Source organism: Psychrosphaera sp. F3M07 (assembly GCF_018860345.1).
Taxonomy (GTDB): domain Bacteria; phylum Pseudomonadota; class Gammaproteobacteria; order Enterobacterales; family Alteromonadaceae; genus Psychrosphaera; species Psychrosphaera aquimarina.
In genome coordinates, this window is sequence record NZ_JAHKPJ010000028.1 from 141,742 (window position 1) to 163,392 (window position 21,651).

General features: G+C 37.0%; 22 protein-coding genes, 1 tRNA gene and 1 riboswitch. Of the genes, 11 read left to right on the top strand and 12 right to left on the bottom strand.

Translation table 11 applies throughout. The features are described 5' to 3' along the window. Window positions 1-22 precede the first annotated feature (22 nt). Window positions 23-1,693 (top strand): hypothetical protein, encoded by a 1,671-nt coding sequence (locus KO505_RS16880; protein WP_216056634.1) that lies wholly within the window; start codon window positions 23-25, stop codon window positions 1,691-1,693. A 151-nt stretch (window positions 1,694-1,844) separates the two neighbouring features. On the opposite strand, the gene KO505_RS16885 is transcribed toward KO505_RS16880, so the two are convergent. After that, a tRNA-Arg gene (locus KO505_RS16885) sits at window positions 1,845-1,919 on the bottom strand. A 441-nt stretch (window positions 1,920-2,360) separates the two neighbouring features. On the opposite strand from KO505_RS16885, the gene KO505_RS16890 reads away from it, so the two are divergent. After that, window positions 2,361-2,543, top strand: coding sequence for a helix-turn-helix domain-containing protein (locus KO505_RS16890; RefSeq protein ID WP_216056635.1), 183 nt, complete (start codon window positions 2,361-2,363; stop codon window positions 2,541-2,543). On the opposite strand, the gene KO505_RS16895 is transcribed toward KO505_RS16890, so the two are convergent. The 5 genes from KO505_RS16895 to KO505_RS16915 form a co-directional block, all read right to left on the bottom strand. Next, window positions 2,540-3,409 carry a phosphotransferase gene (locus KO505_RS16895; protein WP_216056636.1) on the bottom strand — a complete coding sequence of 290 codons (870 nt, stop codon included), beginning with the start codon at window positions 3,407-3,409 and terminating at the stop codon, window positions 2,540-2,542. The genes KO505_RS16890 and KO505_RS16895 overlap by 4 nt on opposite strands. Then, a complete protein-coding gene (pnuC, locus tag KO505_RS16900) occupies window positions 3,399-4,028 on the bottom strand; it encodes a nicotinamide riboside transporter PnuC (RefSeq protein ID WP_216056692.1) in 630 nt (209 codons plus the stop codon). Before pnuC ends, KO505_RS16895 begins: the two co-directional genes overlap by 11 nt. Window positions 4,029-4,040: 12 nt before the next feature. Further along, window positions 4,041-4,304: a hypothetical protein gene (locus tag KO505_RS16905; RefSeq protein ID WP_216056637.1), complete on the bottom strand. Its 264-nt coding sequence runs from the start codon at window positions 4,302-4,304 to the stop codon at window positions 4,041-4,043. Between the two features lie 93 nt (window positions 4,305-4,397). Continuing rightward, complete coding sequence (locus tag KO505_RS16910) at window positions 4,398-6,533, bottom strand: TonB-dependent receptor (RefSeq protein WP_216056638.1); 2,136 nt, start codon at window positions 6,531-6,533, stop codon at window positions 4,398-4,400. Between the two features lie 87 nt (window positions 6,534-6,620). Then, window positions 6,621-6,733, bottom strand: a riboswitch (TPP riboswitch). A gap of 37 nt (window positions 6,734-6,770) precedes the next feature. Beyond that, the gene (locus tag KO505_RS16915) at window positions 6,771-7,241 is read right to left on the bottom strand and encodes a GNAT family N-acetyltransferase (protein WP_216056639.1); all 471 of its coding nucleotides are present in this window, start codon (window positions 7,239-7,241) and stop codon (window positions 6,771-6,773) included. A 132-nt stretch (window positions 7,242-7,373) separates the two neighbouring features. Here KO505_RS16915 and KO505_RS16920 point away from each other — a divergent pair, with 132 nt between their 5' ends. The 5 genes from KO505_RS16920 (at window position 7,374) to KO505_RS16940 (ending at window position 11,946) form a co-directional block, all read left to right on the top strand. Then, on the top strand, window positions 7,374-7,862 hold the full coding sequence (locus KO505_RS16920) for a DUF3299 domain-containing protein (RefSeq protein ID WP_216056640.1): 489 nt from the start codon (window positions 7,374-7,376) through the stop codon (window positions 7,860-7,862). A gap of 121 nt (window positions 7,863-7,983) precedes the next feature. After that, a complete protein-coding gene (ccoG, locus tag KO505_RS16925) occupies window positions 7,984-9,402 on the top strand; it encodes a cytochrome c oxidase accessory protein CcoG (protein ID WP_216056641.1) in 1,419 nt (472 codons plus the stop codon). Continuing rightward, window positions 9,402-10,391 carry a serine/threonine protein kinase gene (locus tag KO505_RS16930; RefSeq protein WP_216056642.1) on the top strand — a complete coding sequence of 330 codons (990 nt, stop codon included), beginning with the start codon at window positions 9,402-9,404 and terminating at the stop codon, window positions 10,389-10,391. Before ccoG ends, KO505_RS16930 begins: the two co-directional genes overlap by 1 nt. 121 nt (window positions 10,392-10,512) lie before the next feature. Beyond that, window positions 10,513-11,157 (top strand): thiol:disulfide interchange protein DsbA/DsbL, encoded by a 645-nt coding sequence (locus KO505_RS16935; protein WP_216056643.1) that lies wholly within the window; start codon window positions 10,513-10,515, stop codon window positions 11,155-11,157. Between the two features lie 3 nt (window positions 11,158-11,160). Then, window positions 11,161-11,946 (top strand): M48 family metallopeptidase, encoded by a 786-nt coding sequence (locus KO505_RS16940; protein ID WP_216056644.1) that lies wholly within the window; start codon window positions 11,161-11,163, stop codon window positions 11,944-11,946. Window positions 11,947-11,982: 36 nt separating this feature from the next. Here KO505_RS16940 and KO505_RS16945 read toward each other — a convergent pair whose 3' ends face one another. From KO505_RS16945 to bioH, 3 genes are all read right to left on the bottom strand, one after another. Continuing rightward, window positions 11,983-13,056, bottom strand: a complete 1,074-nt coding sequence (locus tag KO505_RS16945) for a putative metalloprotease CJM1_0395 family protein (protein ID WP_216056645.1) — start codon at window positions 13,054-13,056, stop codon at window positions 11,983-11,985. A 12-nt stretch (window positions 13,057-13,068) separates the two neighbouring features. Beyond that, a complete protein-coding gene (locus KO505_RS16950) occupies window positions 13,069-13,368 on the bottom strand; it encodes a hypothetical protein (RefSeq protein ID WP_216056646.1) in 300 nt (99 codons plus the stop codon). A gap of 110 nt (window positions 13,369-13,478) precedes the next feature. After that, entirely contained in the window at window positions 13,479-14,255 is a 777-nt protein-coding gene (gene bioH / locus KO505_RS16955; protein WP_216056647.1) for a pimeloyl-ACP methyl ester esterase BioH, read from the bottom strand. Here bioH and KO505_RS17615 point away from each other — a divergent pair, their 5' ends adjacent. Further along, complete coding sequence (locus tag KO505_RS17615; protein WP_216056648.1) at window positions 14,256-14,996, top strand: ComF family protein; 741 nt, start codon at window positions 14,256-14,258, stop codon at window positions 14,994-14,996. Window positions 14,997-14,999: 3 nt separating this feature from the next. On the opposite strand, the gene KO505_RS16965 is transcribed toward KO505_RS17615, so the two are convergent. Then, window positions 15,000-17,558 (bottom strand): M14 metallopeptidase family protein, encoded by a 2,559-nt coding sequence (locus KO505_RS16965; RefSeq protein ID WP_216056649.1) that lies wholly within the window; start codon window positions 17,556-17,558, stop codon window positions 15,000-15,002. A gap of 151 nt (window positions 17,559-17,709) precedes the next feature. Between KO505_RS16965 and nfuA the strand changes: the two genes are divergently transcribed. Next, the gene (gene nfuA / locus KO505_RS16970) at window positions 17,710-18,288 is read left to right on the top strand and encodes a Fe-S biogenesis protein NfuA (RefSeq protein ID WP_216056650.1); all 579 of its coding nucleotides are present in this window, start codon (window positions 17,710-17,712) and stop codon (window positions 18,286-18,288) included. Window positions 18,289-18,355: 67 nt separating this feature from the next. Then, entirely contained in the window at window positions 18,356-18,637 is a 282-nt protein-coding gene (locus KO505_RS16975; protein ID WP_216056651.1) for a hypothetical protein, read from the top strand. Here the strand turns inward: KO505_RS16975 and KO505_RS16980 are convergent. Next, window positions 18,630-19,916, bottom strand: a complete 1,287-nt coding sequence (locus KO505_RS16980) for an MATE family efflux transporter (protein WP_216056652.1) — start codon at window positions 19,914-19,916, stop codon at window positions 18,630-18,632. The genes KO505_RS16975 and KO505_RS16980 overlap by 8 nt on opposite strands. A 40-nt stretch (window positions 19,917-19,956) precedes the next feature. Here KO505_RS16980 and KO505_RS16985 point away from each other — a divergent pair, with 40 nt between their 5' ends. Then, window positions 19,957-20,973 carry a polysaccharide deacetylase family protein gene (locus KO505_RS16985; protein WP_216056653.1) on the top strand — a complete coding sequence of 339 codons (1,017 nt, stop codon included), beginning with the start codon at window positions 19,957-19,959 and terminating at the stop codon, window positions 20,971-20,973. A 45-nt stretch (window positions 20,974-21,018) separates the two neighbouring features. Here the strand turns inward: KO505_RS16985 and KO505_RS16990 are convergent, their stop codons facing one another. Beyond that, complete coding sequence (locus KO505_RS16990) at window positions 21,019-21,648, bottom strand: SCO family protein (RefSeq protein WP_216056654.1); 630 nt, start codon at window positions 21,646-21,648, stop codon at window positions 21,019-21,021. Between the last annotated feature and the right edge of the window lie 3 nt (window positions 21,649-21,651).

Genomic DNA, 21,651 nt, shown 5'->3' on the forward strand with positions numbered 1-21,651 from the left:
ATAGGCGGAAATCTCTACTAATATGAAGCTATTTATAGAAGGATTGCGATATTGCAATCAGGATGATTTAAACTACCAAACAAACAGCTTTAATCTTTTTGATTCCAGAACAAAGGATGGCTCACTAATTTGTCGAAAAGTTGGTTATATTTGTTTAAATGGAGACCCTATTTTCATACTTCCGAAAATTTTTCTTTTGGATCTTGCGGTTTCCAAACTCGCTTGTTCTGATGGAATAAAAGGAGTCCCTTTTTTGCTAAAAGATCTAAATGAAAGCAAAATAAGTTATATTCAGAAAGTAATTTTTTTACACATAATGAGTATAAAAACTTTTAAACAGAGAAATCCCGAAACTACGATACTGCAAGAAAAAAAGCAATTAAGAGTTTCAAACCGAGCAAACAATAAACATCAATATATAATTGAGTTGGTGCTTGAGTTTGTCAACTTTTATAGAAAAAACAAGAACTTTCTTCTCTTCAATCTATTTAGACATAAATCTAAGATTCATAAAAACGTAAATTGGTCACGCACAGTTAGTAAAGAGTTTCCTGCATTTACAGATGAAAAAACACCAATCTACTTCTCTATAAGAAACTCGAAAAAAGAGCCTTATTATGAGGAGGAGTTACTTGTTTTATTCTACTCGATTCTAACGGATATGATAAAAAGATTTGGATTATCTGTAAAAATAGAAAGTCCTATTGTTAGGATTTCAGGCAAAAAACTACAAAAAGCTATAAAAAGCGCTCCTTACTTACTTCGCAAAATACAATACAGATATTTTTCAGATATTGAAAAGTCAATGTTCAGTTTAGTAAAGAGTTATTGTGAACTCAGCCAATCTGTAGATGAAAGTAATAACGTTTCTGAATACCTTGTATTAAACTCATATGACATTATTTTTGAAGACATGGTTGATTATTTAATTTCGGACTCTTTAATAAACAATGATTTAAAAGCTCTCAAATATCACCCGGATGGAAAGCAACTAGATCATATTTATTTAGGGCAAGGGTTATTCGATGTCTCGGAAGAAATTCATTATATTGGAGACAGTAAATATTACAAAGTTGCTAACGAAATTGATAAGGGGTCGGTTTTTAAGCAATTTACTTATGCGCGAAACATTCAAGCTTTTTATCTATCTAGTTTAAAATATAAAAACAAAGTTACCAGATACATTGAAAGTAATAAATATATCAAATATAAAGACAAAATAACCAAAGGTTATAATGTAATTCCTAATTTTTTTATTCGAGCTGGACTTCATAGTGATGCTAGTTTCTCGGATCCAGGTTTTAGTTTTGACTCAGATGAAACTCAATCGTTTTATCAAGAGTATAATAATTTACATGATGCAAACACTTACTTTATTCTAAGCTATAACGTAAATTACTTATACTTATTAAGCTCATACGCTAACCGCTCTTCGAGTGTATTACTTAAAACATCTATCCAACAATCTATACGATCAGACTTTGTCAAATTCATGAATAATAACTTTGTCTTTTACAAAAAAGAGTTCATTTCGTTAGAGCAACTTGAAGAGTTTGTTCAAGAATACTTTTTTAAACTAAATGGTAAAATTTATAGAACTAACTCTAACCCATACGAATTAATTTTATCTACAAGACCAAGCGATATTGAGCTCAATCATATTTTTGATGGTGAAATATTCAAATTAGTTTGAACAAATACGTGGTTTACAATACAGAGCGCTCCACCGTATCCAACCCATCGCGTTTAAAAACTTTTGGTCACACAGTGGTCACAGACCCAGTTTTCAGCGATTTTTGGTCACAAGGTTTGCGTCGGTTTTTAAAGGTTGGAATTTTGTAGAATGGCGCTCCCGACAAGAATCGAACTTGTGACTTAGACTCCGGAGGTCCACGTGATATCCACTTCACCACGGGAGCGTTTACTTACTTTTTGTGCAGTCGAGTATCTTTGTGTTTGGCGTGAAACAGCTGAAAAAGCCGCATCCCTCATTTTTACGTTTTGAAAACGTCGCATCCTCCGGAGGGACGCGTGAGATCCACTTCACCACGAGAGCGCACTGCATTAGGCTTGACCTAAAGCGCGAGCATTCTAATCAATTAAATAAGAATTGGCTAGTTTATAAAGGATTAACTTCATACTGATCGGCAATTAATAACACCACAAATTGCCCTCTACCTGTACCTATATTTACTAAATATGGTGTAATTTGGCGATTAATACTTCAAGTTTTATATTTATTGTGATTTTTACTTTTCAAAAGTAATGGATTTGGCTTAGTATAAAAGTAATTTAAACTAGTAATTTCAGTGTTTTTAGCTTTAATTACAAATTATCTTATTTTTCTTTGGAGAAGATATATGTCACTAATGACAATTGATGAAGTTGCTGAATTCCTAGGTGTGAAAGATGTTCGTGTTATTCGTTTAGAGCGTGAGCATTTGTTAAATGCGGCAGATAGAGATGCGGATGACAAACCGTTATTCGACAAAGCCGATGTTGAAAAATATAAAGAAATCGCTTTACGTTTGGGCGGTCTTTAATACTCCAAATTCTGTAGAAATCGTATATACCTGTTTGTTTCTTGGTTATTTTTTTGAGCCCATGACAAACAGGTTAATGCGTATATCACTGACCAACTTTGTGCTACTGAAGTAAAACTTTTTTCCTGTAAATCTCTCTGTTTTAAATACACCTCGCATAACCCTGAAAATTCCTTGGCATTTAATTCAAATTCCACCGCTAATGTAGCTAAGTCCCAACGACCATCTCGTACCGTTGCATATTCCCAGTCGACTAACCCAATAGTTAAATCACTGGCTAAGATATTTCCGTCTGACAGGTCCCCATGAATAAAGCTTAATATAGCCACGTTGTTTTTTATATTATCTTTGGCTTGTTGAAATACGTTTTTATAGGCTGGAGCGACATCGTTAATATCACAGGGTAATTCATAATTTAACGATTGCACTATGACATTAGGTAAATGCGTTACTTCTATCAGTCGATGAATATATACCAACACTTTACAAACCAATGGTAATTGTTCCAATAAACTCAGCTTAGTGAGATGGAAACCATCGAGTTTTGATGTCACCAGTAAATCGGTTCTTGAGTGAATAAACTCTGGCTGCGGGAGTTGTAATTCTAAAGGGGGTTGCGCTTTTTCCAATCGCTCTGACGTTAACGTTTCTGTTTTAGATTGCAGTTGCTCTAACCAAGAAAGCACTGCATATTCTTTTTGTTGAACATGCTCAGGTACTTGTTTAATAAATCTAATTTTGTCTTTATACGTCAGAAAGGCCGACGGGTGTCGACCTAAATCTATGATTGAGAATGATAAATAATCAGCATACTGCTCTGGCAAATAATTTAACCAAAACTCAGCCGTTATTAAGTTATGATTCATAATGTATTGCTTGATTAACCGGCAGTTGTTTACGCCAAATTAAATACCCTTGCCATGCAAGCCCAGTGTATAAAACAAATAATATTGCCGTAGGGTAGTAGTTCATTTCTACGTATAAAAATATCGATGCCAGATCGATGACTATCCAATACAACCAGTTTTCCAATACTTTTTGCGTCACCATGTAGGTTGTCATCACCGCAAACACCGTGGTGAATGAGTCTAGATAAGCCATTTTTGCGTGGGTGTGTTCATCCATAACGTAGCCTAATACAACAGAGATGACCGTAGCTGCAGCAATCCATTTTATATGTGTTGTAGCCGCCCAACTTACTATACTGGAACTGTCTGTCGCGCTAGCCGTTTTATCAGCTTTACGCCACTGCCACCAGCCATAAATGGCCATTAACAAATAATAGAAGCTTAACAAACTCTCCATTAACAATGCGCCTTGCCAGAATAAAATGGTATAAATTAAGGTTGAGATAAAGGCTGCCGGCCAACACCATAAACTTTCTTTCATTACTAGAATCAGATAGGCAAGCCCTAGAAACACCCCAACATATTCCCAACCTGACATAGCTTCAAAGCCAGCTAATATTTGCTCAAACATATTTATTCCTAAACACAGTTAACTTGCGTATTTTTGGTACAAGTTACCTGGGATAAATTTACAAGCAAATACGGTGGTACCGTATAACTCAAAACTGGTTTTTAACTCTTGAGTTAATGCCTTCATAACCACATCGTAATCACCAAAAAGCTGAGTACTCATCACATTCGTGACGATAGTAATATTTGGATGTGTGTTGATGCGATCGATGAAATTTTGTATTGCGGCGACGTAATCTACCTCAGCTAAAGGGTACTTACTTATTTCTACACTTAATTGCATTTTTTGTCCTTGTTGCACTCACATTAGAGAAACCTAATGTGAGTACTGTTTTAAGGTTATGTTGATAACTTATTAACGTTAAATGTACAGGCGTTAAAATAGGTAATCGAGTCTAATGCCTACAACTCTTGGTTCACCAAATTGCTCGTAGTTTTTCGCAACCCAACCATCTCTAGGATCATTGCCAAAATAGAAACCTCGTACACCATATTCTTCATCAGTTAAGTTACGCCCCCATAATGTGACATCAATAACGTCACCTTTGTAAGTTAAGCTGGCATTAGCTAAGACTACGGAATCGGCCGTTTCATCGTGACTATATGAATAATAAAACTCGTCTTTGCCAGTAAAAGAGACATTAGCAATGATATTATCCGTCAGTTGCCAATCGGCACCCAAGTTAAACTGATATTTTGGCGCGTGGGCTTGCTCTCTACCACTTATATTTACAGATACATCTTCGCCAGTGACTGGATCTTCTTCAAGACGGTCAATATTGTCTATTTCCGTTTCTAGTAACGATAATCCAGCAAATACCTTGATGCTCTTGGTTAATTTATAATTAACGCTGGTTTCAACACCGTAATTTGAACCTGTAGGGACATTCGACAAATAACCAACAAACACAGGTACAACACTGTTATCCGTTAACCATTGTTTAATTTGCATGTCGTCACGTGTTGAGTAAAACAAGGTCGCCACGGCATTTAACTTATTGTCGTTTGAGTTATATTTTAAACCTAACTCAACATTAGTTAGTGTTTCAGGTTTAAAGCTCGCATGTTCTCTTAATTCAAAATAAAACTGCTGTAAGTTCGCATCATTAAGTTTGCTTAATGCTTCGCCATTTACGCCACCGGCTTTGAAACCTTGACTGAGCCTAAAATAAGCTAAAAATGCATCATCGTATTGTTTGCTCGCAGTGAAATGTCCGCCCCACATAGTGTCATCAGTCGAACTTACCGTGCCGTTACTATCGGCATAATCACCTTGATAATTTTCAACTCTTAAGCCCGCCGTAATGTTAATACTGTCCGACAAAGCAAAACGTTTTTCACCATATAACGCGATATTCGCGACGTCATAATCACTTAAAAAGTCAGACTCGTTCCAAGTATATTGACGGGTTAAATCTGCATTTTTTTGTTGGTTATATAGGCCAACCACCCAATCTTTGTCTTTACTTGTTAAACGTAAATCAAGTTGATCTGCAGTACGTTTTCTAAAGTAATAATCGGTACTTGAATACCCGTCTGGATGGATTCCAGTAAATGACCAATCGTCGTTGTATTGACCGTAAGCCCAGTCTTCATCAAAACCATAATCTAGATCCGAATTCGAGTGGCTAATAAATAATTCTGCATCAGCAAATGAAAAGCCTTGGTATTTATTTGTCAGTGCTATTGCAGTGGTATCTTGTCTATCAAAACCAGGCTCATCAGACAAAGTAGTGCGATTTAAATCTAATGAAAATGAATCATATCCGTTATTAATATCAAACTTATGTAAAACCGCTTTCATTGTCCATTCTTGGCTCATTTCCACATCTAACATAGCGCGAACAGACAACTCATCAATACCATTGGTGTCTTTACGGCCTAAGTAGGTATTTTCTATATAACCGTCACCGTCTACTTTATTAACGGATACTCGATATTCTGCTTTGTTATTTATGTCACCACCATACGCTGCAGCCAATTGCTGAAAACCGTAATTTCCCATAGAAACTCTAACTTTGCCTTCTTGACCAGACCCCGTTTCGGTACTCGCTAAGTTTATAAACCCAGCCATGGCATTTGCACCAACGCTGGTGCCTTGAGGCCCTTTGAAAACTTCTACTTGGTCAATATCGAATAAAGTAGCGGCATTAGCAATTTCTGAATAATCGATACGGTCTATAGCCACACCGACTGAAGGGTTAACCGGATCAACAAATTGGCTACGTTCACCGATACCACGAATTTGAAAAAAGCGCGCTCTTGAACTGCCTGACGAATAATTAATATTACCCACTTGTTGTAAAACATCTTGAATATGGTCTGCGCCGCTTTTTTCTAATGCAGCTTTGTTTATTACGTCGATTGAATTAGCGGCATTTTTAGCTGAGGTTGGTAATAACTCACCTTTAACTACAATTTTTTCGATTTCTTTTTTTGAATTTTCATCTGCAATAACAGGCAAAGCCATTGCTAAGCTGACAACAATTAAAGATGGTGCATATGTTTTCATTTGGTTCTCTTGTTTGTTCTATTTGAAAGACAAAAGAGCCGGTCGTAAGCGAGGATAAATTGATGTGTTTTTTAATGCATAACATTGAACGTGTTATGCCTCCATCCCTACGCCGGTACAAGCCGGATCAGGTTCTAAGGATTTGCTTGCGCATCTCAGTCCAAACTCTCCATTGAGTTTGAACACTCCTTGGTATTCGTAGGGAAGTGTAATTATCTATAGGTTAAATTACTAGGGTTATTTGTTGGTCAGACGTCTCATTGCTATATGAGGGATGCCATCTTCTAAGTACATGTCTGAAATTTGCTCAAAACCTAACGTATTATAAAATTTAGTTAAGTGCTGTTGGGCAGAAATGTGACAAGCGTGCTGCGGCCATAAGGTGTCCGCATGCGATAACGCTTCGCGCATCAGTTCATACCCTAAACTTTGTCCTCTGAATTTGTCAGATACAAGCACTCGACCAATGGCTGATTCATTTTTATAAACCACATCGGGGGCTAAAATTCGGCAGTAACTTGTAAGGTTATCTTGTTGATAATTAAACACATGTAATGTTTGTGGATCTCTGTCAATTTCATCTAAATCTGGGTAATAACATTCTTGTTCAACAACAAACACGTCAATGCGTAATTTTAATATGTCATATAGTTCATCGGTCGTGAGTTGATCAAACCGTTTAACATGCCAATCTAAGTTTTTTTTCATATTAAATTTTAGCCAATAAATGATGACTACAATTTAACGCGGTTTAATTAAATTGCCAACGTATAACTTGGCTTTAATCACTTCGCGCTGTATTCTACCCCCCATATTTAGCCTTCTAATTGGTCACGTATTATGTTTTTACGAGTTCTGTACTGTGTTATTGCTATTTTTCTAATTGTTACACCTCTAGTTAATGCAGATCCTATCCCCAAAGAATTAGAATGGTCAGATTTAGTGCCTAAAGGTTTTGATGCTGGCACTCCTGATATTGAACATATAGGCCAAGCGATGGCAGGACCGCAGACAATTAATGCACCTGTAGTAAAAGAATTAGATGGTCAACTTATTAAAATACCAGGTTTTGTTGTGCCGCTTGAAGGTGATGACAACAAAGTAACTGAGTTTCTACTTGTTCCTTATTTTGGCGCATGTGTTCATGTCCCGCCGCCGCCATCAAACCAACTAATCTATGTTACTTTTCCTGAAGGCGCACCTGCCGAAGCGATGTACGATCCAATATGGGTAATCGGTACATTGAGCACTGAAGAATGGAAAGGCGAATTAGCGCAAGTTGGTTACACTATGGTGGGTACTAAAGTTGCGCCTTATGACGACTTTTAGTTACCTAAACTAGAGCTAGATCAAGTCTTTCAGCAATAAATTAGTATAAAGTAATATACTTAATCTTATTAACTCATCATCTTTTGAGTTGTATTTTATTTTTATAAATCTGGATCATCCCATGAGTGATAAAATAGACATAAAAAATATCCCAAGTGACGTAAAAGTCTACCGCCCTGAAGCTGAGAAAGTACAACAGTACAATTTACGAAGCCGAATCTATGTAAGAGCAGTGAAAGGTTTACATCAGATGCTTAGGCGCAGAATTGGCATCATATCTTTAGGACTGTTTGCATTATTACCATGGATTCAGTACGGCGACAGTCAAGCAATCTTATTTGATATTGCCAACCAAGAATTTAATATTTTTGGTCTTACTTTATGGCCTCAAGACCTGACTTTATTTGCCACGTTAATTATCATATCTGCATATTTACTGTTTTTTGTTACTACTTTTTATGGGCGAGTATGGTGTGGATATATGTGTCCACAAACCGTTTGGACCTTTATGTTTATATGGTTCGAAGAGAAAATTGAGGGGACGGCAAATAAACGTAAACGCTTAGACTCTTTGCCTTTGAGCTTTGAAAAAGTATGGAAAAAAGGCCTTAAACACACATCTTGGGTCATAGTGTCGTTATTAACTTCACTCACCTTCATTGGTTACTTTGTGCCAATCGATCAATTATTTGTAGAGTTTTTCACATTACAAAGCTCAGGTCTTATTGTGGGCTGGACTTTATTTTTTGCTGGCTGTACCTACGCAAATGCTGGTTGGATGCGTGAAATAATGTGTTTACACATTTGTCCTTACGCGCGTTTTCAATCGTCTATGTTTGATAAAGACACATTTACGGTTACTTATGATGAAAAACGTGGTGAAAAACGTGGGCCAAGATCGCGTAAAAAAGATCACAAAGAGTTGGAGTTAGGTGACTGTATTGACTGTAACTTGTGTGTTCAAGTTTGTCCTACCGGTATTGATATCCGTAATGGCTTGCAATACGAATGTATAAATTGTGGTGCTTGTATCGATGCCTGTGACGAAACCATGGATAAAATGAATTATGAAAGAGGACTGATCTCCTACACCACTGAACATAGTTTAGAAGGTAAAAAAACTCATATTCTTAGACCTAAATTATTTGGTTACTTGCTCGTTATTATTATTATGACGGTGGCTTTTGTTTGGCAAATCACCTCTCGACAACCTTTAGAGTTAAATATAGACAGAGATCGCACCGCACTGTATCGAGAAAATAGTGAAGGGTTAATCGAAAATACGTTCACGTTATTAATTTTAAATAAGAGCCAACAAGACAATACTTATACGGTAAACATCGAAGGGTTGGATAATTTTAAATATTTCGGTGATAAAGAAGTGAATGTTTTAGCTGGGGAAGCTTATACTCTGCCTATTAGTTTGGCCGTTGACCCATACGATTTAGACAAACCAGTTACTAACATAGTAATCACGGTGACCTCTAAAGATGGTGAAGTGAAAGTGTATGAAGAGTCTCGATTCTTCAAAGGACGTTAATGAGCAATTTTGATTTTTCAAATCTTGGCCCAGATCTTATTTTAGATGCCATTGAATCTGTCGGTATTTATCCTGAATCTGGGCTGTTGCCCCTTAACAGTTATGAAAATCGTGTCTATCAATTTAAAGCCGACGATAGTCAGCGTTATGTTGTTAAATTTTACCGTCCAGAACGATGGAGTGATGACACGATTTTAGAGGAACACACGTTCTGTGATGATTTATTAGCTCATGATGTGCCACTAGCCGCTCCCATCAAAATCGACGGGAAAACTTTATTTGAATTTAACGACTTCCGCTTTTGCATATTCAAAAGTGTTGGTGGTCGCATGTTTGAATTAGACAACTTAGACCAACTTGAATGGTTGGGACGTTTATTGGGTAAATTACATAAGGCCAGTTCTAACAGCTTGTTTCAATCCAGAGATACCATCAATATTGAGCAAGAACTGAAAGCCTCAACTGAGGTAATTAAACAAGTAAACTTTATTCCTCCATATTTACAAAATACTTTTTTTAGTGATTTAGCCTTATTAACTGAACGTACTTTAGAGCATAACAATACTAATTATAAAACGATCAAGTTACATGGCGATTGCCATGCTGGGAATATTTTGTGGCAATCTCATGATGCGAAAAGTGATGCCATTTTGGTTGATTTTGATGACTGTTTAAATGGCCCAGCTATCCAAGATATATGGATGATGTTAAATGGTGATCGGCAAGAAAAATTGATGCAACTTGATGTACTTATCAATGCGTATGAAGAGTTCCATGATTTTAACCACGCTGAGTTTTCATTAATAGAGCCATTACGTGCTCGAAGAATGGTAAATTATATGGCATGGATTTCTAATCGATGGTCAGATCCTGCTTTCCCTCGTAACTTTTCTTGGTTTGCTACTGATAAATACTGGGAACAACAAATTTTAGCGATGAAAGAACAAATTGCAGCGTTAAACGAAGCAACTTTAAAGCTATTCCCATAGTCAGAAGAACGACATATCAAATAACTTAACCAAGGTTGTAATGTGTTATTACAAAAGTAATAATTCGTTAACGATTCAATTTTAAATACAACACAGTTTTTTCAAATAGGAAATACATTCGATGAAAAAGTTAATCACAATAGTTATGGCAATATTTATGGTTGCCACTGCATCTGCTGAAGAAATAAAAGAGGGTGTGCATTATGAAGTTATTGCCACCACTACAACTGCAACTCCAGAAGTAAAAGAATTTTTTTCCTATTACTGCCCACATTGTCATAACTTTGAACCTCTAGCTGATAGCCTTAAAAAAGCCGCGAAAACGGATAACTTTAAATTTGTAAAAAGCCACGTAGATTTTTTACCAGCAGCAGGACCGGACATCCAAATGATGTTAACTAAAGCTTTGGTTACTTCTGAGGTATTAAATGTTCCAGCGGCTTCTAAAGCAATTTTTGAATATATACATAATCAACGTGGTGTATTCACTAAAGAAAAAGACATTCGTGATCTGTTTTTAATTCACAATGTTGATGGTGAAAAATTTGATAAAGCCTTTAACAGCTTTGCCGTTAAAGCAGCAGCGAATAAAATGAAAAAAGAACAAGACTCTTTATCTCGTCGTCGTGTTCTTACCGGTGTTCCAACATTTATTGTTAACGGTAAATATAAGATTTTAAATAGCGGATTCAAAAATGCAAAAACGTATGATGAATACTTTGCACAAATCCAAGCTGCAGCAATAGAATTAACAAAGAAAAAATAACGATTGTTAGATTTACTTAAACGAACGTTTACTTCTCCTTCAAGTATCTCACCCGAGTTAGTTGAAGGAGAACATCAACTTTATTTACCCACTGAAAACAAGACGATTACTTATCAACTTAAACTAAGTAAACGCCGAACCTCGTTAAGCATAGAAATCAAACAACACCAAATCCAAGTCAAAGCCCCATATTGGAGCGATCTCAACGTTATCGAGTCCTTCTTAATTAAAAAGCAAAGTTGGATAATAGAAAAGCAACAGCAACAACGTATTTTCCCAGTCAATCTAAACACCTATCAAACAGGTTCCAAGCTTTTATTGTTTGGTCATTGGTTAACATTAACGGTTAATCATGGTTCTAAATTCCAACTGTCACTTACTAACGACGAACGACTCTTGATAATGACGATTCCTCGTCATATCAAAAAACCACAACAGTATGTTCGCAGTAAACTTGTCCAGTTTTACATTCAACAAGCACAACAATATGTCAGTCCAAAGTTGCAGCAACTCCAGCAGGAAATGAACCTGCAAGCAAAGGCATTAGAGTTTAAAGTATATAAACGTCGTTGGGGTTGTTGTTACGCCTCTGGACTCATCCGAATTAATCCTATGCTTATGGGCGCACCACATTGGGTGATAGATTGCGTGTTAATCCATGAGTTGAGTCATTTAACTCATATGGATCATTCAAGCGCTTTTTGGCAATTAAATAAACAATATTGTGAACATTGTGATCTAAGTAAAAAATGGTTATTTGAACATAGCCATGCTTTGACGTTACTTTAACTATTGAGGTTGGTATCTTCTGCTAGGCGACTTTAATTAAGCGACCGCGCTAAAACCTTGTTCATGTGGGATGGTAGCGGTTGCATATCTATTTGAAATAACTTGAGCCGTTTTACTTTCAAATACCTGGCTTTGTTGAATTTGTTCAGCGTCTTTAGCTAATGCCATTTTATTTGGGTATTCACCATTGTCATCAACCGACGTGCTCGACACAAAATCTAAACCTGATTGGTCAAAATCACCTTCTACGGCCCCAATTTCAGACGCTGGTACACTTCCTAATTGAACAGAACTTGGACTTGTTGAACCCTCTTTTTCAGTACTGACAGACGCATTTTGTTGAACCATTTCTGCTCTAGCGTCGGCTATGTTTCTTGCTGCTTGGGCCGCTACTTTACGATCTTGAGAAGATGGCTCTGCAGGTGCCAATGCAGCAGCTTGCACCGTTTGCATTTTTCGTATTGTCGCTTCAGGCGTTGCTTCTTTTGAAACATCGATAGAAACTTCACCACCAACAGCATATTTTTGGCCATTAGGACCTGTTTGGTACTCATAGCTTGGTGTTCCAGCATACGTCCCCCCAATTGCAGCATGAGCTTGTTCATGCGCTTTTACTTCATTATCTCTTTGCTGTAACTGTTGGATCTGCTGTTGTTCTTGCTGTTGTTCTTGCTGTTGTTCTTGCTGCTGTTGCTTTTGTGCTTGTTCATCCGACGCGTTGTCGTCTGAACCAGCATTATTAATTGACGTAGATTGTGACGAGTTAGATTCATCGTTAGATGCACCTGTAGCGCCTTTATTAGCTTGTTCAGACCCTTTTTCTGGTGAATCTTGTTCTTGGTCTGAGGCTTGTTCACCTTGTGACTGTTCATCACTCTCAGGAATAACTTGAGAGTCATAACGGTTTGATTGAATATTTTCGTAGGTTGAAACCGAAGGTTGGTTTATTGGAGGACGAACATCTTGCTCTCTAGACTTTTGCGGAACGATGGCAGCTGGTTTGACTGCTGGAGGCACAACCTCTCTCAGCGCATTAGCTTTTGCCAATGACTCCGTAGCAGGCGCTGCTGAGTTAACAACGACCTGTGGAATATGAGGAGGAATGTTCATCGACATAACAAATTAAACCTTTGTATCGATTAATGTACCGATCATGTCATCGGCCGTTCTAATAGATTTAGTATTCGCTTTTGCTAAATGTTCATTAACAGCTAATTTAACAACTTCTTCGGTTAATGACGGTTGAGGTTGTGAGTCTGCCATCGCAAGCTTTTCTTTATTATCAACTTTGACACTTTGAACTTGATCTTGTTCGGTGTTTAAGCGATTAATTTGTACTGCAGCTTCTTCTACACCTTGTTCCGCTTTTTTAATTCCATTTAAACCAGAATTAAACGCGGTTGGCATTTGATCAATTTGCATAATAATCTCAACTTATATCTACTACTACCTTATGTATAATTATTAACCAATACGGTAAATATATAAAGTTTTAATTTGGTTAATCGTTAAAAACATAACAATTAATGTCGTTATGCGGCAATAACATCCAATAACCAAGTTTTAAACTTAATTTTGTCTGAGATAAAAGGCGCATGTGAGCATTTTTCAAAACGTGATGTTTGAATGTTTGGGTTTAACATCAGGACTTCGTGCTCAACTGAAATCGGTACCAAAGAATCTAATTTGCCAAACAAAGCAAAAACTGGACAAGCGAGTTGTTTAAGTTGTTCTCTTAAATCTACCTGTTGCAAAATATTCAGCCCTTTTTTTAATGCAGTTTGTTCTGGTGGTAAAACGCTTAAAACAACATTTTTTAAGGCCGTAATATCTTGTCTTGCAGAATCACTGCCCATGGCTTGAATTGCTAAAAAACGCTCTACCGTCTTAACATGGTCTTGACTTAATTGGCTCAGAAACAGAGTTAACACATCGGGTTTTATTCCTGGCCAAGTTTCATCTTGCATAAACCTAGGACTAGTCGAGACCAAGCCAATTTTGCTAACTTTATCCGGATAATGAAATGCTAAGTTTTGCGCAATTAACCCACCTAAAGACCAGCCAATAACAACACTTGGTTCATTTATTTGAGCAGCTAACCAATCGGTTAATGAGCATAGGTCATATTCAGCTAATTCAACTCTATTATCACCATACCCAGGTAGATCTAGACACCTAATTCGTTGCTGAATTTCATCGGGCAATAAGGTGTATAACTCCCCCCAAATCTGCCTATTCATTCCCCAACCATGCAATAAAATAATTGGTGTTTCTTCAGTGCTTAAATTATAACTAATTGGAGTAGACATGTGATTCATCATAAGGGCAAAAATACATTCTACGATGACAACCCATTTGCTTCAAAAAATAAGGATGTTTTTTTGCAATATATCACCCACAATTTTATTAATGACTGCTTATTATGTGACGGAATCACTCAACAACCGTCCCAGTTAATTTGTAATATATGTTTATCCGATTTAGAGTTATTTCCTCTTGGTTGTGATTTATTAATGTCTTATGCCAATATCTGTGATCATATAAAACACGATGCTTTATCTGGTCTTGCCGTGGTCAGTAATTACCAATGGCCATTTGAGCAATGGATACCACAAGTAAAATTCCACAACCAAATTAATAGCGCAAAAGTCATGGGTGAATTGTTAAACCAACACCTCAAACACACACAGTGGATAACACCTGATTTATTATGCCCTATGCCAATTCACCATAAACGGTTGCAAGAACGTGGGTACAACCAAGCCGATTTACTCTGCCAGTTTATTGATTATTCATCAGGGTTAACCATATGTACCGGTTTAACAAGAACCAAATACACCCAAGCACAAACCGAACTTAATAAAACTCAGCGGAAAATGAATATGAAACAAGCCTTCAGTTGTGACGAATCGGTTAAGGGAAAAAGGGTTTTATTGGTGGATGATGTGATTACAACCGGACACACTGCAAACGCCGCAGCTCAAGCTTTGTTAGATGCAGGCGCAACCGCTGTATATTTAGCAGCGGTTGCCATCAGAAAATATACTTAGTTTTTATTTGGCTTCTATTGCTTTGCCTAAAAACAGGGCATTAAACATCAACTTGTTAGTGCCATACATAATTGAACGGAAGTTAGGGTTGTCTGTCATGCCAATCACCACGCCTTTGCCATATTTATGTGCGACTAACCCGCTAGCATTAGCAATTTCATTTACATTTGTTTCATCAGCATATCCAGCGATTAAAGGCGCATCAGTATATTTGGCAACGTTAGTAAAAGGGTTGGTCCCCTCAACTAATAGGTCTGTGCGGTTTTTGAATACAGGTAACATTGGCTTGTTATACCCAAATGCCAAAGGATGGGATAAATCTAACTTAAGATTGAAAAAAGCACCGGCAATTCTTTGTTTTCCTGCAATAGATTCCATGTCTGAATAATTTAATTGAGTTTTATCAAATCGTTCATTCATTTCTTTTTGCGTTAACGTCTCTGACTTCAACACGCCATTTTTAGCTAACCATAATGCGGTGCGTTTTTGTGACCATAAAACGCCCCCCGCTTTGGTCCACACTTTTAGTTTATCTATCAGACTGTCATCATCTTTGCTGTAACTACCGTCTGTCATAATAATATGAGTATATTTGTCTAAATCTGTTTTAGATAACCAACGTTTTTCAATAATCGTTGGAGAAAAACCTAATTGTTTATCAAACAAATACCATGTCTCACCCACTTCATATGAGTTGGTGCCAAACCCACCGACAACTAATACATTAGGTTTATAAACCGGCATCATATTGCGACTGCCTAAATCTATACCCGTTGGCGTCAAGCCACTTGTTATTGCAGATACCGGTACTGAAAACTGTTTTACTATATGATTAAACATGGTCACCCAATCGCCATGTTGCAAACCTGCGTTGATTAACATGGTCCCTGCGGCAAACTGTTTAACGCCATTTGGTGTTTTCGCTGTAAATGGTTTTAACGCAGCTCTAACTTTAAAATTAGCATTTAATAACGCGTAGGTTAACGCAGGTGCATGGTAGTCAGCCCAATCAATCGCATAACTATAATTGGCCAATATGTTCGCATGAGGTTTACGCTCTGGTCTTTGCCACTCTTGATCCACCAGCTTAACTTTACGTTTCGATTCTACCTTGTCAAAAGTGATGTTAAACGCCATCGCTAAATTCCAACTAGATACATCATAAAACGTATTGTCATTGAAACTTTTACGAGTCGAAAATACAGATTGGATAAGTCTAATTTGCGGTTGTTTCAGTGGAATATAAACGGAATTTTGTTGGTCATATTGCCGTCCATTTATTTCGGTATTTTTACTTAACGGATACACTTCAATATCGTGTTGTTGTAATAAACTCAATAAAGAATAAAAACGCGTTTTATCATCTTGCTCTGACAATATATACCCGTCGAAATCTATCTCTTTAGCTAGCTCTTTATACTGTTGTGAAAATTCATATTGGAAATCCAACAAGTCATTTTTATTTACAAGACTGCCTTTTAACGTTGATAAAGAAGCCATCACTTGATGTTTGATGGTTGTAGGAAAATCTAACAAACCATTGATTGATTCTTGCAAATGACCACGACTAGACGCTTGCTCAAACAAGATACCAATCGTTCCATGCAAATCCGGGTAAGTAGAGCCTTTTCCTGCATAAAAATCATCAAATGACTCTTCGGTAAAATACAATTTATTTTGCTCATCAAAAGCATCAGCATGGAATGTAGCAAGACGTTTAGTTAACTCCACATTTTTATCTGGTGTTAACGGATTTTTTCTAGAACTAATACCTGGTTGAAAGAAAAACGTGCTGTGTGGGCCCATTTCATGATGGTCAGTTAACACATTTGGACGCCATTGATGATATTGTGCGATACGTGCTTGAGATTCAGGGTGTTGTAATAGTAACCAGTCACGGTTTAAATCAAACCAATAGTGATTAACTCGACCTCTGATCCAATCTTGCACATGTTCACGATTATTTGGATCGGCATTTAAGTTGTGACCTTTGTGTTGATTAGCCCACTGAGCAAAACGACTCAAGCCATCAGGATTTAAACTTGGATCTAACAAGATGACCATTTTATCCAAATACTTTAGCACTTCTGGGTTATTTGAAGCCGCCAAATAATAGGCCACTAACAAAGACGCATTACTTCCCGATGACTCATCCCCGTGCACACTGTAGTTAAGGTTAACCACTAAAGGTAAAGTATCCGAGTTCGGTTTTTTTGAACTCGACAGTCGAGCGATATGCTGTTGCTGAATTGAGTCCAACTTATTATGGTTTGCACTAGAGGTTATCGTAACTTGTAACAATTCACGCTGTTCATGTGACTTACCAATCACTTTAAGTGACACTCGATCTGAATGTTGAGCTAAAACCTTAAAGTACATGACCAGTTGGTCATGTCTTACATGCCAATCTCCTACTTGATAACCCAGAACCGACTCAGGAGTTGGAATGTTTTCATTTAACTTTTCTTTTGGTAAATAAAAATTCAACTCCACCGCAGTGGCCGCAAAAACACTCAAAATTAGTGAGATAGTGATAAAACATTTGGTAGTAAAACGTAACATGAAGATGAACACCCTTTTTATAGTTGCGTAACCCTACCAACTATCTAGGTTAAATCGCAAATTTATAACTAATTAATTAGTCGATCCACTTGGCTCAAGCGACGAATAAACGTATCATAGTTATACCCTAGTAATTTAGTCAGTTATTTGTATGATCACTATTTCAGAATCAGCTCAAGAACACTTTGTTAAACTTTTGGATAAACAAGCGCCTAAGACACGAATTCGTGTTTTTGTTGTGAATCCTGGCACTCGTACCGCAGAATGTGGTGTATCTTATTGCCCTGAAGAATCAGTAGAAAAAGACGATACCATTTTGGCATTCAACGGCTTTGAAGCTGTTTTAGACCATGAAAGCACTCCATTTTTGGAAGACGCTGAAATTGATTTTGTTACTGATCAAATGGGTTCTCAATTAACGTTAAAAGCACCAAATGCTAAAGCTCGAAAAGTATCCGACGATTCACCTTTACGTGAACGTGTTCAGTACTTTATTGAATCAGAAGTAAATCCTGGTCTAGCGAGTCATGGCGGTAATGTACAAATTGTAGAGATCACTGAAGACGGTTTAGTGATATTGCAATTTGGTGGTGGCTGTAATGGTTGCTCAATGGTTGATGTGACGCTTAAAGAAGGCATCGAAAAACAAATGTTAGCCGAATTTGAAGGCGAAATCACCGGTGTTAAAGATACAACAGAACACCAAGCTGGTGAACATTCCTATTATTAATACCCTTTAAGGCAAAACTCTGTTTTGCCTTTTTTATTTGCCATTACTCGAAAGTGTAAATCTTGTTATGCCAACCGATAAATTACAAAAATTTTTAGTTAAACAAGGCTCTAATCCACAGCAAAGTGTTCAGCATTTTCTGATTGGTTTAGTGTTATTTTTGATTGGTGTGGGTTTAATTTACCTTGGCATTGATCAACCTACATTTGTGCAAATTTTAGGTTTAACGGTTATATGTATTTCATTTGTATTTGCAGTTAGAGGTTACATTGGCATTGTTGCAAATCGCATAGCGTTTTTTCGACACCAAGCCAAACTTAATAGAGACAAATATAAGAACATTAAATAAAGCTGGTTTTTCTTACCATGTACAACTGCGATAACCCACGTGCTAACATAAAACTACAAAATGCCAACCACAGCGCATGATTGCCTAACTCTTTGGTTAAGTAGAACACCACAAAAAAAGTAATTGCAGCAATGAGCATACTTTTAAACATCTTGTAGCTATACGCTAATCCTACGAATACACCATCTAAGATAAAACTCATGTAACTTACTAATGGTAATAAGATTATCCAACCATAGTAACTCTCTAGTGCTGTCTGTAAGGTATCTATATTCGTTAACATATAAACAATATATTCACCCAACAGCCAATACGCTAGACAATAAACGATCGCCCCAAAAGTAGCTAAACGTAACCCCGTTCTAATAAACAGTGTCACTTTAACCTTTTGTTTTTTACCGTATGCTTGACCAACTAAAGACTCTAACGCAAAGGCTATTCCGTCCATCGTAAACGAAATAAACATAAAAAATTGCATGACTATCGCGTTTGTCGCGACGGCAACTTCACCATAACGAGTGGCATAAATAGTAATAAACGATAAGCATAGCTGTAACAACATAGAGCGAATAAAAAGCAGTCCGTTTAATGACAGTAACTGCTGACTGCCCAGAAAGATGGACAGGTTAAACGTCATGTATTGAATTATTTGTGGGTATACATGGCTCAACAAAAAGACAAATAAAGTCACTTCTGCCAAGACACTGGCATAAGCCACACCAGACACATTTAACCCCAACACAGGTACCATAATAATATCAGCAATTAAATTGACTAGGTTGCAAACCAATAAGGCATAGAGCACCGTTTTAGTTTGACCTTTACCAATTAAGAAACCGGTTAAAACAAGGTTGATTAAACTGACGGGTGCAGACCAAACCCTAATTGAAAAATAGGTTTGTGCAGCCTGAATAGACTCAGACAAATCAACATCGGTAGATAACAATGAAACAAAATAACTGAATAAATGGTTTTGATTAATTAATATTACCGCACTCAAAACAAGAGCGATGAACACACCTTGTAACACTACAATGGCTTCTTGATGTGGATTATTATCACCAAAAGCTTGTGCAACTAAGCCTGTAGTGGACATACGTAAAAAGCCTAACAACCAAAATAACACCATGATCACTAAGCTACCTAAGGTCGTGCCAGCCAAAAAAGACGGTGAAGGTAAATGACCTATTACTGCGACATCAACAAATCCTAACAGTGGTACGCTAATATTTGCTAAGATCATAGGCCATGCAAGCAACCAGATCTTTCTTGCGCTCATTGTATTTAAACTAAATATTTGAAAAGTTGAAGTTATCATTATGAACCAAAGTGTCATTCAGAAAGCGTTAATTGCTATTATTGTTGCATCTTGTTTGTTATTTAAAACACATGCAGCTACCGTATTAATTTACCATCATGTCAGTGATCAAACACCTAAATCTACCAGTGTTACGACTGAACAGTTCCAACAACATTTAGAGTTAATTAAAGAACTCAAACTAACGGTAGTTCCGTTAACGACCATTACTAATGCCATTAAAAATAATACCCCTGTCGATAATAACTGGGTCGCCATAACATTTGATGATGGTTATCACAGTGTATATGACAATGCCCTGCCATTATTACAACAGTATAACTTCCCATTTACTGTATTTGTAAATCCAAAAATGGTTGGCCCAAGTAAATTGTACTTAGATTGGGACCAATTAGCTGAGCTAAGTAAACACCAAGGCTTGATTGCTAACCATACGATGGCTCACGAAAACCTAGTACAAGATGGCTTAACCGACGAGCAAATGATTGAAAATATTCAACAAGCTGAACAAATGATCTTAGAAAAGTTGAATCAATCACATAAGTTATTGGCATACCCGTATGGTGAATATGATGAGAAAATCAAAAAAGACTTACACAAATTAGGTTATGTTGGATTTGCCCAGCATTCCGGAGCAATAAACGAAACCAGTGAGCTTACTGCCTTATCTCGTTTTCCTGCCAATGGCATATATGCCAACCCTAAAACCCTAAAGGCAAAGTTAAACAGTATACCGTTTAATATTAAGTCTATCTCACCAAGTGATACTAAACCTATGAGTAACAGACCTTTATTAGAAGTAAGCTTGGTAAACCGAGACTTTTATCAATCTCAATTAGCCTGTTTTATTAGTGGGTCAAGTCAACCACAGAAACCGGAGTGGGTGTCTGATCTTGAGTTTAAAATAGCCTCTGACAATGATATTCCAAAAGGCCGAGTTAAATATAACTGTACAGCCCCTTCAATCACGCACAGTGGACGTTTTTATTGGATGTCTAAACTGTTTATTAACCTATAAATAAATCAATGCACGGCTTTTAATATTACGCTTGTCCAGCCTCATTTATTGGATAAGCGTTTTAAAATCTGCAGTAATAATTGCAGTATCAATCGTCGGTACTTGGCCTAATTTTATCTCAGGTTTGAAAATAGCGGCCGTGTTGCCATTAGGGTCAATTAATACCACTGATGCACTATGATCGACAAAGTAATCTTGTGCGTCATTATCTGGAACTGAGTACATTAACCCTAAGTTTCTTACAAACGGAAATAAGTCTACGTGTTCCGCCCCTAACCCTAGAATATCTGGATTAAAGTAATCAACGTATTGTTTGCGTTTTTCCGCGCTATCTCGTTTTGGATCTACTGACACAAATAATACCTGTACAGGTACTGGAGAGATTTCGTTTAATTCAGGTAATAGTCGGCTTAATTTTGCCATGGTCATCGGGCAAATATCAGGACAAGAAAGGTAACCTAAAAAAACCAGATTCCATTTCCCTGCAATACTTTCATTATTGACCAAGTTGTTATTTTGGTCGTATAACTTGAATGGGTTTATCGCTCTAGGTTGTTGATAGACTAATGTCGTTTCTGAGTATTGTTTTTGTTGATTAGTCTGATAGTAAAATTGCCCCGCAAACAATGCGATAGCGGCGACGAATAATAACCCGAGTTTTTCTTGAAGTTTCATTTA

Excerpts from the sequence above, each read along its gene's own strand:
- KO505_RS16880 (WP_216056634.1), top strand. The coding sequence starts at position 23 with ATGAAGCTATTTATAGAAGGATTGCGATATTGCAATCAGGATGATTTA.
- KO505_RS16890 (WP_216056635.1), top strand. The coding sequence starts at position 2,361 with ATGTCACTAATGACAATTGATGAAGTTGCTGAATTCCTAGGTGTGAAA.
- KO505_RS16895 (WP_216056636.1), bottom strand. The coding sequence starts at position 3,409 with ATGAATCATAACTTAATAACGGCTGAGTTTTGGTTAAATTATTTGCCA.
- KO505_RS16905 (WP_216056637.1), bottom strand. The coding sequence starts at position 4,304 with ATGCAATTAAGTGTAGAAATAAGTAAGTACCCTTTAGCTGAGGTAGAT.
- KO505_RS16910 (WP_216056638.1), bottom strand. The coding sequence starts at position 6,533 with ATGAAAACATATGCACCATCTTTAATTGTTGTCAGCTTAGCAATGGCT.
- KO505_RS16915 (WP_216056639.1), bottom strand. The coding sequence starts at position 7,241 with ATGAAAAAAAACTTAGATTGGCATGTTAAACGGTTTGATCAACTCACG.
- KO505_RS16920 (WP_216056640.1), top strand. The coding sequence starts at position 7,374 with ATGTTTTTACGAGTTCTGTACTGTGTTATTGCTATTTTTCTAATTGTT.
- ccoG (WP_216056641.1), top strand. The coding sequence starts at position 7,984 with ATGAGTGATAAAATAGACATAAAAAATATCCCAAGTGACGTAAAAGTC.
- KO505_RS16930 (WP_216056642.1), top strand. The coding sequence starts at position 9,402 with ATGAGCAATTTTGATTTTTCAAATCTTGGCCCAGATCTTATTTTAGAT.
- KO505_RS16935 (WP_216056643.1), top strand. The coding sequence starts at position 10,513 with ATGAAAAAGTTAATCACAATAGTTATGGCAATATTTATGGTTGCCACT.
- KO505_RS16945 (WP_216056645.1), bottom strand. The coding sequence starts at position 13,056 with ATGAACATTCCTCCTCATATTCCACAGGTCGTTGTTAACTCAGCAGCG.
- KO505_RS16950 (WP_216056646.1), bottom strand. The coding sequence starts at position 13,368 with ATGCAAATTGATCAAATGCCAACCGCGTTTAATTCTGGTTTAAATGGA.
- bioH (WP_216056647.1), bottom strand. The coding sequence starts at position 14,255 with ATGTCTACTCCAATTAGTTATAATTTAAGCACTGAAGAAACACCAATT.
- KO505_RS16965 (WP_216056649.1), bottom strand. The coding sequence starts at position 17,558 with ATGTTACGTTTTACTACCAAATGTTTTATCACTATCTCACTAATTTTG.
- nfuA (WP_216056650.1), top strand. The coding sequence starts at position 17,710 with ATGATCACTATTTCAGAATCAGCTCAAGAACACTTTGTTAAACTTTTG.
- KO505_RS16975 (WP_216056651.1), top strand. The coding sequence starts at position 18,356 with ATGCCAACCGATAAATTACAAAAATTTTTAGTTAAACAAGGCTCTAAT.
- KO505_RS16980 (WP_216056652.1), bottom strand. The coding sequence starts at position 19,916 with ATGAGCGCAAGAAAGATCTGGTTGCTTGCATGGCCTATGATCTTAGCA.
- KO505_RS16985 (WP_216056653.1), top strand. The coding sequence starts at position 19,957 with ATGAACCAAAGTGTCATTCAGAAAGCGTTAATTGCTATTATTGTTGCA.
- KO505_RS16990 (WP_216056654.1), bottom strand. The coding sequence starts at position 21,648 with ATGAAACTTCAAGAAAAACTCGGGTTATTATTCGTCGCCGCTATCGCA.